11 protein-coding genes are annotated in these 13,013 nt (G+C 65.3%); all 11 read left to right on the top strand.

The genetic code is table 11. From position 1 onward, the window contains the following. Positions 1-15 precede the first annotated feature (15 nt). The 11 genes from hisD (at position 16) to WMO46_RS10160 (ending at position 12,683) form a co-directional block, all read left to right on the top strand. On the top strand, positions 16-1,311 hold the full coding sequence (gene hisD / locus WMO46_RS10110; protein ID WP_349094296.1) for a histidinol dehydrogenase: 1,296 nt from the start codon (positions 16-18) through the stop codon (positions 1,309-1,311). Continuing rightward, positions 1,308-2,342 carry a histidinol-phosphate transaminase gene (gene hisC, locus WMO46_RS10115; RefSeq protein ID WP_302589174.1) on the top strand — a complete coding sequence of 345 codons (1,035 nt, stop codon included), beginning with the start codon at positions 1,308-1,310 and terminating at the stop codon, positions 2,340-2,342. The genes hisD and hisC overlap by 4 nt, the downstream gene beginning before the upstream one ends. Then, positions 2,339-3,466, top strand: a complete 1,128-nt coding sequence (gene hisB / locus WMO46_RS10120; RefSeq protein WP_019149397.1) for a bifunctional histidinol-phosphatase/imidazoleglycerol-phosphate dehydratase HisB — start codon at positions 2,339-2,341, stop codon at positions 3,464-3,466. The genes hisC and hisB overlap by 4 nt, the downstream gene beginning before the upstream one ends. Continuing rightward, positions 3,463-4,059 carry an imidazole glycerol phosphate synthase subunit HisH gene (hisH, locus tag WMO46_RS10125; RefSeq protein WP_129650666.1) on the top strand — a complete coding sequence of 199 codons (597 nt, stop codon included), beginning with the start codon at positions 3,463-3,465 and terminating at the stop codon, positions 4,057-4,059. Before hisB ends, hisH begins: the two co-directional genes overlap by 4 nt. A 4-nt stretch (positions 4,060-4,063) precedes the next feature. Beyond that, complete coding sequence (gene hisA, locus WMO46_RS10130; protein WP_129650667.1) at positions 4,064-4,792, top strand: 1-(5-phosphoribosyl)-5-[(5-phosphoribosylamino)methylideneamino]imidazole-4-carboxamide isomerase; 729 nt, start codon at positions 4,064-4,066, stop codon at positions 4,790-4,792. Then, the gene (gene hisF / locus WMO46_RS10135; protein ID WP_129650668.1) at positions 4,774-5,526 is read left to right on the top strand and encodes an imidazole glycerol phosphate synthase subunit HisF; all 753 of its coding nucleotides are present in this window, start codon (positions 4,774-4,776) and stop codon (positions 5,524-5,526) included. Before hisA ends, hisF begins: the two co-directional genes overlap by 19 nt. Before the next feature lie 7 nt (positions 5,527-5,533). Further along, the gene (gene hisIE, locus WMO46_RS10140) at positions 5,534-6,154 is read left to right on the top strand and encodes a bifunctional phosphoribosyl-AMP cyclohydrolase/phosphoribosyl-ATP diphosphatase HisIE (protein WP_019149393.1); all 621 of its coding nucleotides are present in this window, start codon (positions 5,534-5,536) and stop codon (positions 6,152-6,154) included. Between the two features lie 226 nt (positions 6,155-6,380). Further along, positions 6,381-7,685 carry a 3-keto-disaccharide hydrolase gene (locus WMO46_RS10145; protein WP_196017945.1) on the top strand — a complete coding sequence of 435 codons (1,305 nt, stop codon included), beginning with the start codon at positions 6,381-6,383 and terminating at the stop codon, positions 7,683-7,685. A gap of 21 nt (positions 7,686-7,706) precedes the next feature. Continuing rightward, positions 7,707-8,987: a Gfo/Idh/MocA family oxidoreductase gene (locus WMO46_RS10150; protein WP_278964900.1), complete on the top strand. Its 1,281-nt coding sequence runs from the start codon at positions 7,707-7,709 to the stop codon at positions 8,985-8,987. 26 nt (positions 8,988-9,013) lie between these two features. Next, positions 9,014-12,391: a 3-keto-disaccharide hydrolase gene (locus tag WMO46_RS10155; protein ID WP_349094297.1), complete on the top strand. Its 3,378-nt coding sequence runs from the start codon at positions 9,014-9,016 to the stop codon at positions 12,389-12,391. Positions 12,392-12,500: 109 nt separating this feature from the next. Beyond that, a complete protein-coding gene (locus WMO46_RS10160; protein ID WP_129650672.1) occupies positions 12,501-12,683 on the top strand; it encodes a Sec-independent protein translocase subunit TatA/TatB in 183 nt (60 codons plus the stop codon). Positions 12,684-13,013: the final 330 nt, after the last annotated feature.

Below are 13,013 nucleotides of genomic sequence, written 5' to 3' on the forward strand. Positions count from 1 at the left end.
AAATCCGAACCCGATATGGAAATCCTCAACATCTACCCCAACCCCGAACGCTCCGAGTGGGCGGCCCTCACCGAACGCTGCACGCGCCGGGAGGAGGAGATCACCCGTCAGGTGGCCTCGATTCTCGACGAGGTGCGCACCGGCGGCGACCGGGCCCTGCGCGACATCACCCGCCGCATCGAGGGGCGCGACTGCGAAACGTTCGAAGTCCCCGCCGATGTCCGCCGCGCGGCCGCAGCGCTCATTCCCGAAGCGCTGAAGGAGGCCCTCGACACCGCCAAGGCCAATATCGAAGCCTTCCACCGCGCCCAGCTGCCCCCCGAGGTCAGCGTCGAACCGATGCCGGGCGTGCGGTGCGTCCAGCGCGCGCTGCCCATCCGCCGCGTGGGGCTCTACATCCCCGGCGGCAAGGCCCCGCTATTCTCCACGGTGCTGATGCTGGCCGTTCCGGCCCGCGTCGCCGGATGCCCGGAGGTCGTGCTCTGCACCCCCGCGCGTCCCGACGGCACCATAGCCCCCGAAATCCTCTATGCCGCCGACCTCTGCGGCGTGGACCGCGTCTACGCCGTGGGCGGCGCGCAGGCCGTGGCGGCCCTGGCCTACGGTACCGAAAGCATCCCGCGCGTGGACAAGATTTTCGGTCCCGGCAACCGCTACGTCACCAAAGCCAAACAGTTGGTCGGCGCCAACGACGTGGCCGTCGATCTCCCGGCGGGCCCCTCGGAGGTGCTCGTGCTGGCCGACGACGAAGCGTCGCCCGACTTCGCCGCCGCCGACCTCCTCTCGCAGGCCGAACACGGAGGCGACAGCCAGGCGGTGTTGGTCTGCGCCTCGGAACGTTTCGCCCGCGACACCCGGCGCGCCGTCGAAGAGCAGTTGCAACAGCTTCAGCGCGGCGACACCATCCGCGAAGCGCTCCGCCAGAGCCGCATCGTGGTGCTCGACAGCCGCGAGAAGATGATCGCCTTCGCCAACGCCTACGCTCCCGAGCACCTGATCGTCTCGATGCGCGACGCCTGGGAGGCCGCGGCGCAGATCACCGCCGCCGGCAGCGTCTTCATCGGGCCGTGGTCGCCCGAGAGCGCCGGCGACTACGCCTCGGGCACCAACCACACGCTGCCCACGGGCGGCTGGGCGCGGGCTTACAGCGGCGTGAACACCGATTCGTTCCTGCGCAAGATCACCTATCAGGAACTCACCCGCGACGGGCTTTCGGCCCTCTCCCCGGCGATCGTCGCCATGGCCGAGGCCGAAGGGCTCGGGGCGCACGCCGCCGCAGTCCGCGTCCGTCTGAAAAAAGAGCGCCCATGAAGACCCTCGAACAACTCGTGCGCCCCAACATCCGGGCGCTGAAACCCTACTCCACGGCCCGCGACGAATACGCCGGCGGGGAGATCACGACGTGGCTCGACGCCAACGAAAACCCCTACGAAAACGGCGTCAACCGCTACCCCGACCCGCACCAGAAGGAGCTGAAACGGCGCATCGCCGCGCTGAAAGGCGTGCGCGAAGAGCAGGTCTTCATCGGCAACGGCAGCGACGAGGCCATCGACCTCGCCTACCGCATCTTCTGCCGCCCGGGCACAGACAACGCCGTTTCGATCGCCCCGACCTACGGCATGTACCGCGTCGCCGCCGACATCAACGACATCGAGATGCGCGAGGTGCCCCTCGGCGAAGAGTTCTCGCTCCCGGTCGAAGCGCTGCTGGCCGCGGCCGACGAACGCACCAAACTGCTGTGGCTCTGTTCGCCGAACAACCCCACGGGCAACGCCTTCCCGGCGGCCGACATCGAACGGCTCATCCGCCGTTTCGACGGCATGGTCGTGCTCGACGAAGCCTACATCGACTTCGCCTCCGGTCCGGGATTCCTCGCGCGGCTCGACGAGTTCGAGAACCTCATCGTCCTGCAAACCCTCTCCAAAGCGTGGGGCATGGCGGGGCTGCGCCTCGGGCTGGCCTTCGCGTCGGCCCCCGTCGCAGAGCTCTTCGCCCGCGTGAAATATCCCTACAACATCAACTGCCTGGCGCAGGCCGCCGTCGCCGAACGGCTCTCATTCGACATCGCAGGGCAGGTGGCGCAGCTCCGCGCCGAGCGCGACGCCATCGCCCGGGCCCTCGCGGCATGCCCCGCCATCGAGCGGGTCTACCCCTCGGAGGCCAATTTCGTGCTGGTCCGCACCCCCGATCCCGACCGCCTTTACGACGCACTGATCGCCGCGGGAGTCATCGTCCGCAACCGCTCGCGCATCCCGGGGTGCGAAGGGTGCCTGCGCATCACCGTCGGGACGCCCGAGGAGAATGTCCGGATGCTGGAAACCGTCAAAAATTTCACCCTATGAAAAAAGCCCTCTTCATCGACCGCGACGGCACCGTCATCGCCGAACCCGCGGACGAACAGATCGACAGCCTCGAAAAACTCGCCTTCGTGCCCGGAGCCATCTCCGCGCTGAAAGCCCTCACGGGCCTCGGGTTCGACCTCGTGCTGGCCACCAACCAGGACGGACTGGGCACCGCGTCCTTTCCCGAGGAGACCTTCTGGCCGGCGCACGAAAAGATGCTCTCGACGCTACGGGGCGAGGGCGTCGCGTTCGACGACCAGCTGATCGACCGCACCTTCCCGCACGACAACGCCCCCACGCGCAAGCCCGGAACCGGGATGTTCGGCCGCTACACGGGCGGCGAATACGACCTCGCGGCGAGTTACGTCATCGGCGACCGTGTGACCGACATCCTGCTGGCCCGCAACCTCGGGGCCCGGGGCATCCTGCTGGCGCCCGCCGCCGAGGGGCTCCGGATGCTCGACGAAGCCGGGGCCGCCGACGCCTGCGCGCTGGTCACCGACTCGTGGGCCGAGATCGCCGAGTTCATCCGCCGCGGCGAACGCCGGGTGGAGGTCCGGCGCGAGACCCGCGAAACGCAGATCACCGTCCGCCTCGACCTCGACGGCCGCGGCGACTTCAACGGCGAGATCTCCACGGGCCTGCGCTTCCTCGACCACATGCTCGCGCAGATCGCCCACCACGGCGGCGTATCGCTGGCCGTGGATGCCCGGGGCGACCTCGACATCGACGAACACCACACGATGGAGGATGTGGCCATCACTCTGGGCGAGGCCATCGACCGCGCGCTGGGCACGAAGGCCGGAATCGCCCGCTACGGCTTCGCCCTGCCGATGGACGACTGCCGGGCGCTGGTGCTCCTCGACTTCGGGGGCCGCATCGACTTCGAATGGGACGCCGAATTCCGCCGCGAGCGGGTCGGCGACGTTCCGACGGAGATGTTCCGCCACTTCTTCCACTCGCTCGCGTGCGCCGCACGGTGCAACCTCCAGATCTCGGCCCGCGGCGACAACGACCACCACAAGGCCGAAGCCATCTTCAAAGCCTTCGCCCGCGCCCTGCGCATGGCCGTCGGCCGGCAGGGCTTCGGATACGACATTCCCAGCAGCAAAGGAGTCCTATGATAGCGGTAGTCGATTACGATACGGGCAACCTGCGGTCGGTTGCCGACGCCCTGCACCGCGCCGGGGCCGAATTCATCCTCACGGCCGACCCCGCGCTGCTGCGCCGCGCCGACCGGGTGATCCTGCCGGGGGTCGGGGAGGCTTCGTCCGCGATGGCGAAACTCCGCGAACGGGGTCTCGACACCGTGATCCCCACGCTCACGCAACCCGTGCTGGGCATCTGCATCGGCATGCAGCTGATGTGCCTGTCGAGCGAGGAGGGCGACGCCCGCTGCATGGGCATCTTCCCGACGCGGGTCCGGCGGCTTCCGACGCTCACCGCCGCGGGCGAGCGGCTCAAAGTCCCCCACGTGGGCTGGGACACGATCTCGGAGCTCCGCACCCCGCTGTTCGACGGCATGGCCGAAGACACCTATGTGTATTACGTCCACTCCTTCGCGGCGGAACCGTGCGCGGCGACCGTCGCCACGACCCGCTACGGAGTTCCGTTCAGCGCGGCGCTCGGCCGCGGCAACTTCTTCGGCACGCAGTTCCACCCCGAAAAGAGCGGGCGGGCGGGCGCGCTGATCTTACAGAATTTCCTAAACCTCTGACACCATGATCGAAATCATACCGGCAACGGACATCATCGACGGCCAGTGCGTGCGCCTGACGCAGGGCGACTACGCCAGCCGGAAAACCTACTACCGCGACCCGCTCGAAGCGGCCCTGCGCTTCGAGGAGGCGGGCATCCGCCGCCTGCACATGGTCGATCTCGACGGCGCCAAAGCCTCCGAACCCCGCAACCTCGCGGTGCTGGAGCGCGTGGCGACGCGGACGGGGCTCGAAGTGCAGTACGGCGGCGGCATCAAGAGCCGCGAGGCGCTGCGCAGCGTCTTCGACGCCGGAGCCGGCCGCGCCATCTGCGGCAGCCTCGCCGTCCGCGAACCCGAACGCTTCGCCGAATGGCTCACGGAGTTCGGGCCCGAACGACTGATCCTCGGGGCCGACATCCGCGACGGCGCGGTGGCCATCCAGGGCTGGCTGGAAAGTTCGGCGCTCACGGCTCCCGAACTGATCGGGCGCTTCCTTCCGCAGGGGCTTGCGCAGGTCATCTGCACCGACATTTCGCGCGACGGCATGCTGTGCGGCCCCTCGGCGGCCTTCTACGCCGAGTTGCAAAGCCGCTTCCCGGCCGTGGAGATCACCGTCAGCGGCGGTATCTCGGGCATGGACGACATCGGGGAGCTCGACCGGCAGGGCCTGCGGAGCGTCATCGTCGGCAAAGCCCTCTACGAAGGGCGCATCACCCTCAAAGAACTCGAACGATGCTTGCGAAACGCATAATCCCCTGCCTCGACATCCGCGACGGCCAGACCGTCAAGGGGATCAACTTCGTGGGGCTCAAACAGGTCGGCGACCCCGTGGAACTCGGCGCGAAATACGCCGCCGAGGGGGCCGACGAACTGGTCTACCTCGACATCAGCGCCTCGGAGGAGGGCCGTCGGACCTTCACCGAGCTGGTTTCGCGCATCGCCGCGCGCATCGACATCCCCTTCACCGTCGGGGGCGGCATCTCGTCGGTCGATGATGCCGGGCGGCTCCTCGACGCCGGGGCCGACAAGGTCACGCTCAACAGCGCCGCCGTGGCCGATCCCGCGCTGATCGACGCCATCGCGGCCAAATACGGTTCGCAGTTCGTCGTGGCGGCGATCGACGCCCGGACGGTCGAGGGCCGCTGGGTCGTAACGACCCACGGCGGCAAACGCCCCACCGACCGCGAACTCTTCGCATGGGCCCGCGAGGCCGCCGACCGCGGTGCGGGCGAGATCCTCTTCACCTCGATGGACCACGACGGCACGAAGAACGGCTATCCGTGCGACACCTTCGCGCGGCTGGCCGAACTGCCCGTCCCGATCATCGCCTCGGGCGGCGCCGGCACGGTGGACCACATCGCCGACGTGCTGACCCTCGGCCGCGCCGACGCGGCATTGGCCGCCAGTATCTTCCACTACAACGAAATTCCGATCCCCGTGCTGAAACGGGCTTTGAACGAACGCAACATAAACGTCAGATTATAAAACCGCTATGAAAATCGAAGCAAAACCGTTCTCGGCGCTCGACGCCGCGAAACTCCCCGGCGGGCTCGTCCCCGCCGTCATCCAAGACGCCCGGACCCTGCAAGTGCTCATGCTGGGCTACATGAACGAAGAGGCTTACAACAAGAGCCTCGCCGAAGGGCGCGTCACCTTTTACAGCCGCTCGCGCCAGTGCCTCTGGACCAAGGGCGAGACCAGCGGCAATTGGCTCGACATCGTATCCGTCGCCGCCGACTGCGACAACGACACGCTGCTCGTGCGCGTCATCCCCCACGGCCCGACCTGCCACACGGGTTCGAAAACCTGCTTCGGGGAGGCCGTTCCCGAGACCGAGGGCTTCATCCGCTACCTGCAAAGCGTCATCCAGGGGCGCCACGCCGAGATGCCCGAAGGTTCCTACACCTCGAAGCTCTTCAACCGGGGCGTGAACAAGATCGCGCAGAAGGTCGGCGAAGAGGCCGTGGAAACCGTCATCGAGGCCGTGGCCCAAAACCGCGAGGCGATGATCTACGAAGCTTCGGACCTCATCTACCACCTGCTCGTGTTGCTCGAAGCCACGGGTTGTTCGATCGCCGATCTCGAAAAGGAGCTGGCACGCCGCCACTCCTGATCCCCGACCGGTCCGGAAATCCGGACCGCAGAGCGCAACGCCGCAGCGTGCTGAAAAAGCACGCTGCGGCGCTTTTTTCGACCCGATCCGATATTTTTTCGTCATTTCAGGCTGCAAACCCCACAAAAAAAGTTACATTTGTGAAACAGACCCCGAAAAAAGTGAAAGTTTAACTTACCCGGTTAAGATTGACAATAACCCCAAAAACTGCCTAAACCTACACCTTATGAAACGAAACTCATTCCGAAATCTGCTCCGCACGCTGGCCGGATCAGGGATCATCGCGGCCTGCCTCTGCTCGTGCGGGCCCCGTCACAACACCCTCACCGAAGCCGAAATCGCCGACGGCTGGCAACTGCTCTTCGACGGCAAGACGCTCGACCAATGGAAAGACTTCAACGGCGATTCGCTCACGCAGCCGTGGCATGTCGTGGACGGCTGCATTCAGGCCGCGGGCGACGGCAGCGACCTTTCGGGATACATCGTCACCAAAAAACAGTATGAAAACTTCATTCTCGACTGGGACTGGAAACTCTCCCCGGGCGGCAACAGCGGCATGCTCTACCATGTGGTCGAAAACCCCTATTTCGCGGTTCCCTACGTCACCGGACCCGAATATCAGCTGATCGACAACGACGGCTGGGAGGCGCAGAACGCCCCGACGAAACTCGAACCGTGGCAACGGCTGGGCGTGGACTACGCCATGCACCTCCCGAACCCCGATTCGCTCGTCGTCAATCCGCAGGGCGAGTGGAACACGTCGCGCATCGTCTGCGACAACGGCCATGTCGAGCATTGGCTCAACGGTCGTAAAATCCTCGAATTCGACGCCTGGACCGACGACTGGTTCGCACGCAAGAACAGCGGCAAATGGGAGACGGCTCCCGAATACGGCCTGGCACAGCGAGGCGTCATCTGTCTGCAAGACCACGGCTACCCCGCCTCGTTCCGCAATCTGAAGATCAAGGAGCTGCCGCGCAAGGCCGGCCGGGAGGTCGAACTTTTCAACGGCAGGGACCTCACGGGCTGGGAGGCTTACGGCACCGAGAAATGGTACGTGGACAAAGAGGGCAACCTCGTCTGCGAGAGCGGCCCCGACAAGCAGTACGGCTACCTCGCCACGCGGGAGTATTACGACGATTTCGACCTCACGGTGGAGTTCAAACAGCTGGCGAACGGCAATTCGGGCGTCTTCTTCCGTTCGTTCGTCGAGCCGCCCGTGAAGGTCCACGGCTGGCAGTGCGAGGTGGCTCCCAAGGGGCACGACACGGCGGGCATCTACGAATCCTACGGCCGCGGATGGCTGGTGCAGATTCCCGACGAGAAGGAGTCGGCGCTCAAGGAGGGCGAGTGGAACACGCTGCGCCTGCGGGTACAAGGCGACCGCGTGCAAACGTGGCTCAACGGCGAGGCGATGGCCGACATCACCGATGCGAAGATCGGCGCCGCACAGGGACGCATCGCCCTGCAAATCCACGACGGCGGAGGCATCAAAGTCCTCTGGCGCAACCTCCGGCTCACGACCTTATAAATCCAAAACAACCTGAAGAAAATGAGTTCCCGCAGAGATTTCCTCAAAACGCTGGGCAGCATGACGCTGCTGACCGTCGTGCCGCGCAGCGTGCTCGGAGGCCCGAAATTCGTCGCCCCGAACGACCAGCTCACCAAAGGCATCATCGGCGTGGGCGGCATCGGCAAGAGCAGCTACCACTTCACGTCGAACGACGCCTGCCGGCTGGTGGCGGTCTGCGACGTTGACCGGAACCACCTCGACAGCGCCGTGGCGCTGGGCCGCAAGAAGTTCGGCCAAAAGCTCGAAGCCTATCACGACTACCGCGACCTGATCACCGACCCCAACGTAGACATCGTGCACATCGCCACCCCGCCCCACTGGCACGGGCTGATGGCCGTCGAAGCGGCCAAGGCGGGCAAGGACATCTGGTGCGAGAAGCCGATGACGCGCACCATCGGCGAGGGCAAGCGCGTGGTGGAGGCCGTCAAACGGAACGGCCGCATCTTCCGGCTGAACACCTGGTTCCGCTTCAAGGACACCTTCTACGGGCTGGGAACGACGGTCGAACCGCTGAAAAAGCTCGTAGACAGCGGCCTGCTGGGATGGCCCCTCAAGGTGACCATCTCCGGAGCCACGGGTTTCGCCTGGAAATTCTTCTGGGTGGGAAAGGAGAACCTCACGCCGCAGCCCGTTCCGGCGGAACTGGATTACGACATGTGGCTCGGACCGGCGCCCTGGAAGCCCTACAACAAACACCGCGTGCACGCCACGTTCCGCGGCTACTGGGACTACGACGGCGGCGGCCTGACGGACATGGGACAGCATTACATGGACCCCGTGCAGTACCTGCTGGGCAAGGACGACACCTCGCCCGTGAAGGTCGAGGTCGATGCTCCGCAGCAGCATCCCGACGCCGTGGGCATCTGGCACCGGATCGTCTACACCTATGCGGACGGCTGCCAGATCGTCCTCGAGGGCGAAGGCTTCGAGAGCAAAGGCAAGGTGCCCTACATCGAAGGGCCGCTGGGCAAGGTCTACCAGGGATTCGAGTGCACGATCCCGAACGTCATGGAGAAGATCTCCGAGATGCCCGACCCCGAGCCGCAGAACACCGATTTCCTCCGGTGCGTCCGCACCCGCGAGCGCTTCGCCCTCGACGAGATCAAGGGACACCGCAGTTCGACGCTCGTGAACCTCGGGGCCTGCGCACTGAGGCTCAACCGCACGCTGCATTTCGATCCCGACAAGCAGCTGTTCGTCGGCGACGATGCCGCCAACCGGCTGATCGACCAGCCGATGCGCACGCCGTGGAAAATCTGACCCAACCCTGCAAACCTGAGATAACGATGAAAAAGATACTTGCAATACTCCTGCTGACCCTCGTGCCGTTCGCCGCCGGGGCGCAGGATGCACGCCAGCGCACCGCCGCGACAATCGTGGCGGACGGACTGAACCAGCTTCCGGCGCAGAACCCCAAGGCGTTCGACGCCGTCATGCAGGAGCTGGCCGCGACCGGAGCCGAAGGAATCCGGATGATGGCCGGAATGCTCGTCCCCGCCGCCGAGGGCAAGAACGCCGCCGTGGAGTACGCCATCAACGGCGTGGTGAGCTACGCGACCGCCGCAGGCCGCGAGGAACTCGCCCGCGAGGTCCGCGCAGGACTCGTCGCGGCCGTGGAAGCCTGTACAGACAAGCCCAATCAGGCATTCCTGCTCTCGCAACTGCAACTCTGCGCGACGGCCGCCGAAGCCCCCGTATTCGTGAAATACGCCGCTGACAAATACCTCGCGGACTACGCCGTGCGCGGACTGATCTCCACGCCCGGAACCGACGGAGCGATACTCGCTCTGATCGAGCAAAGCCCGGCCCCGCAAGCCCTGCTGGCCTATGCCGCCGCGGAAAAACGCCTTGCGGCCGCCGAACCCGCGCTGCTGAAATGGGCCGCAGACCCCGCGGCCGACGACGCGACGAAGGAGGCCGTTTACAACGCGCTGGCGAGATGCGGCGGCGAAGCATCGCTCGCAACCCTCGCCGCGGCAGCCAAGGCCGCCGGATACACGTTCACGGAAAGCGATGCCGCAGGCGCCTACGTAAGTCTGCTCGCACGCCTCGCCGCCGAGGGGAGCGCCAAGGCTCTCGCTGCGGCCAAAGCTCTGCGGAAAGCCGGCATGCCGCAGAACATACGGATCGCAGGATTGGAAATCGCCCTGCGTGCGGATGCCAAAAAACGGACGCAAGAGGTGCTTGGCGCCCTGAAAGACCCCGACCGGAACTACCGCTGCGCTGCGCTCGACTGCGCCGCGGAGTTCGCCGACGACGACCTCTACACCGCGATCGCCCGAAAACTGCCGTCGCTGAAAAACGACGCGGCGAAAACCGACGTTATCAGCTGGTTCGGCAGCCGCCACGCCGCCTCGCAGGCCGGGACGGTCATCGCCGCCATCGCGTCGTCCGATCCGGAACTCGCCCGCGCGGCCATCCGTGCCGCCGGCCGGATCGGCGGGCAAGAAGCCCTCGACGCCCTCGTCGCCGAGCTCGACGGACCGCACGCCCGGGAGGCGTCGGCCGCTCTCGCAGCCTTCAACGGCAAGCCCAACGCCGCTTTCGCAGCCGCCCTCGACGGCACGCCGCGGACGCAGGCCAACGCCCTGAAACTCGTGGCGATGCGCCGCATAACGACCGCCGCAGACAAGGTCTTCGCCCTGCTGGAATCCCCCGATGCCGCCGTGCGGGCCGCCGCATACGACGCATTGGCAGGCGTCGCCTCACCGAAAGATTTCGAACGTCTGTGCGACCTGCTGGACAAGGCGCAGGAGGCCGACGTGAAAGCCCTGCAAGCCGGCTTGAAAAATGCGCTGGCCCGGGAGACGCCCGCCGCCCAATACGAAAAGACGATGGCCCGGATCGCCTCCGCTCCCACGAAAGCCCGCTATTACCCCCTGCTGGCGCAGGCCGCCAGCAAAGAGGCGATCGACGCCCTGCTGGCCGCCGACGACCGCGAAGCCGCCTTCGCGGCCCTGCTGACGGTCGAAAATCCCGCAATGGTGGATGTATTGTACGACCTCGCCCGCCGGAATCCCGCGTGGACCGACGCGGCGCTGGCCCGATACACGGAGTTCGTGACGGCATCCGCCGACACGAGCGTCCGCAAATACCAGCTCTACCGCCGTGCCCTCGAACTGAACCCCTCGGCCAAGGTGCAGAACAAGCTGCTCAAGGCGCTCGCCAAAACCCCGGAATTCCCGGTGCTGGTGCTCGCCATGAAATATCTGGATAACCCCGCGACGGCCGAAACGGCGGCGCTGGCGGTGAAGACCGCGGCGGCGAAGAACCCCGACATGGGCGGAGAGATCGTCGCCTCGGCTCTGAAAAAGGCGCAGGAGGTCTACGCCGAACTGGCCAAATCCGACGCCGATGCGGGTTACGCCGTCGATGAGATCAAAGGTCTGCTGGCGAAACTTCCCGCCGAAGGGTTCGTTCCGGCATCACTCGCCCCGGAAGCGTGGAAAGCCGTGGCCGGCGATCCCGACGCCCGCCGGGCGATGAAACCCAAAGCGCTGACCAAGGCGCAGCAGGAAGCCGACGCAGCGGCAGCCGGAACATGGAACGCCGCAGACGGCGTGCTCACGGGAGCGACGGGAGCCCCGACGCTCGGGTCGGCGAAGGAGTACGAAAATTTCAGTCTGATCGTCGAATGGAAAACCGACGGCGAGGCGAGTCTCGGCATCCGCTCGATCCCGCAAATCGCCCTCGGAGGCCGGAACGCCGGAGCGCTGACGGGCAACATGCTCCACGAAAACACGGCTCCCGCGGCCGCCAACCGCCCCGGAGAGTGGAACACGATGGAGGTCCGGGTGGTGAACGACCGCGTGACGGTGGTGCTGAACGGCATCACGACATGCAACAACGTCATTCTCGAAAACACCTGCAACCGTGAAATCCCCGCCTACACCGAGGGTCAAATCCTGCTCGTCGGAGGCACGGCTCCCGTCAGCTTCCGCGAAATGTACGTCCGCGAGCTGCCCCCGACGCCGCGTTTCGAGCTCTCGCCCGAGGAGGCCGCAGAAGGCTTCGAAGTGCTCTTCGACGGAACCTCGATGCACAAATGGACCGGAAACACCACCAACTACGTTCCCCTCGACGGCACGATCTACGTCACGGCGCAGTACGGCGGCAGCGGAAACCTTTACACCAAGAAGGAGTACGCCGACTTCATCCTGCGCTTCGAGTTCCAGTTTGTGCAGGAAGGGGTCAACAACGGCATCGGCATCCGCACCCCGATGGGCGTGGACGCCGCCTATCACGGCATGGAGATCCAAATTCTTGACCACGACGCCCCGATCTACAAGAATCTGCGCGAATACCAGCAGCACGGATCGGTCTACGGCATCATCCCGGCCAAACGGGTGAAATTCCCGCCGCTGGGCACCTGGAACGTCGAGGAGATCCGCGCCGTGGGCGACCGGATCACGGTGACGGTCAACGGCGAGGTGATCCTCGACGGCGACATCCGCGAAGCCTGCCAGGGGCACAACGTGGCGCCCGACGGCGGCAAGAAGAACCCCTACACGGTCGATCACCGCAACCACCCGGGGTTGTTCAACGCCTCGGGACACATCGGACTGCTCGGACACGGCCCCGGCATCAAGTTCCGCAACATACGAATCAAGGAACTGCCATGCAGCAAGGTCAGGGATCTGCCCGCCCCCGTCAAGACGAAGTAGCACGACCGCCCGACCGAAAGAAAACCCGCCGCCAACCGGCGGGTTTTCCCGGCCCGGCGGCAGGAATCCATAAATTACGCTATATTTCGAGGAACCAAAAGACTAAAATATGATCATACCCTGCTTTATCGGCTACATGGAGATCGTCATCATCCTGCTGATCGTGCTCCTGCTGTTCGGAGGAAAGAAAATTCCCGAACTGATGCGCGGAATGGGCCGCGGCATCAAAGAGTTCAGAAACGCCGACGACGAGAACAACGGGAAACAATCCGCGAAAAAGCAGGACAAATAAAATCCGGCTGCTGCGAAAACGACATCACGATCTCCCTCTCGATAGACGCCTTCACGCTGGGCGACCAGCGCGAAACCCACATCCGAATGTCGTACGGCGAGATCGACGACGACGAACGCTCCGCGTCCGCAAATTCCGAGGCGGCGAAGAGCAGGCATACGACTTTTCGGGACTTCTCGGAAAGCCCTTCCACACCGGAGCCGACCTCCGGCTGATCGAGGATTTCGTCGAAACGCTCAACCGACGGGAGCACCGGTTCCGCACGGCCATCGCCGATTCGGTCGAAAGTCACCGCATCTGTTTCGAGGCCGAGCGCAGCCGACTCTTCGG

It is taken from the genome of Alistipes intestinihominis (genome assembly GCF_040095975.1).
GTDB classification, from domain to species: Bacteria; Bacteroidota; Bacteroidia; order Bacteroidales; family Rikenellaceae; genus Alistipes; species Alistipes senegalensis.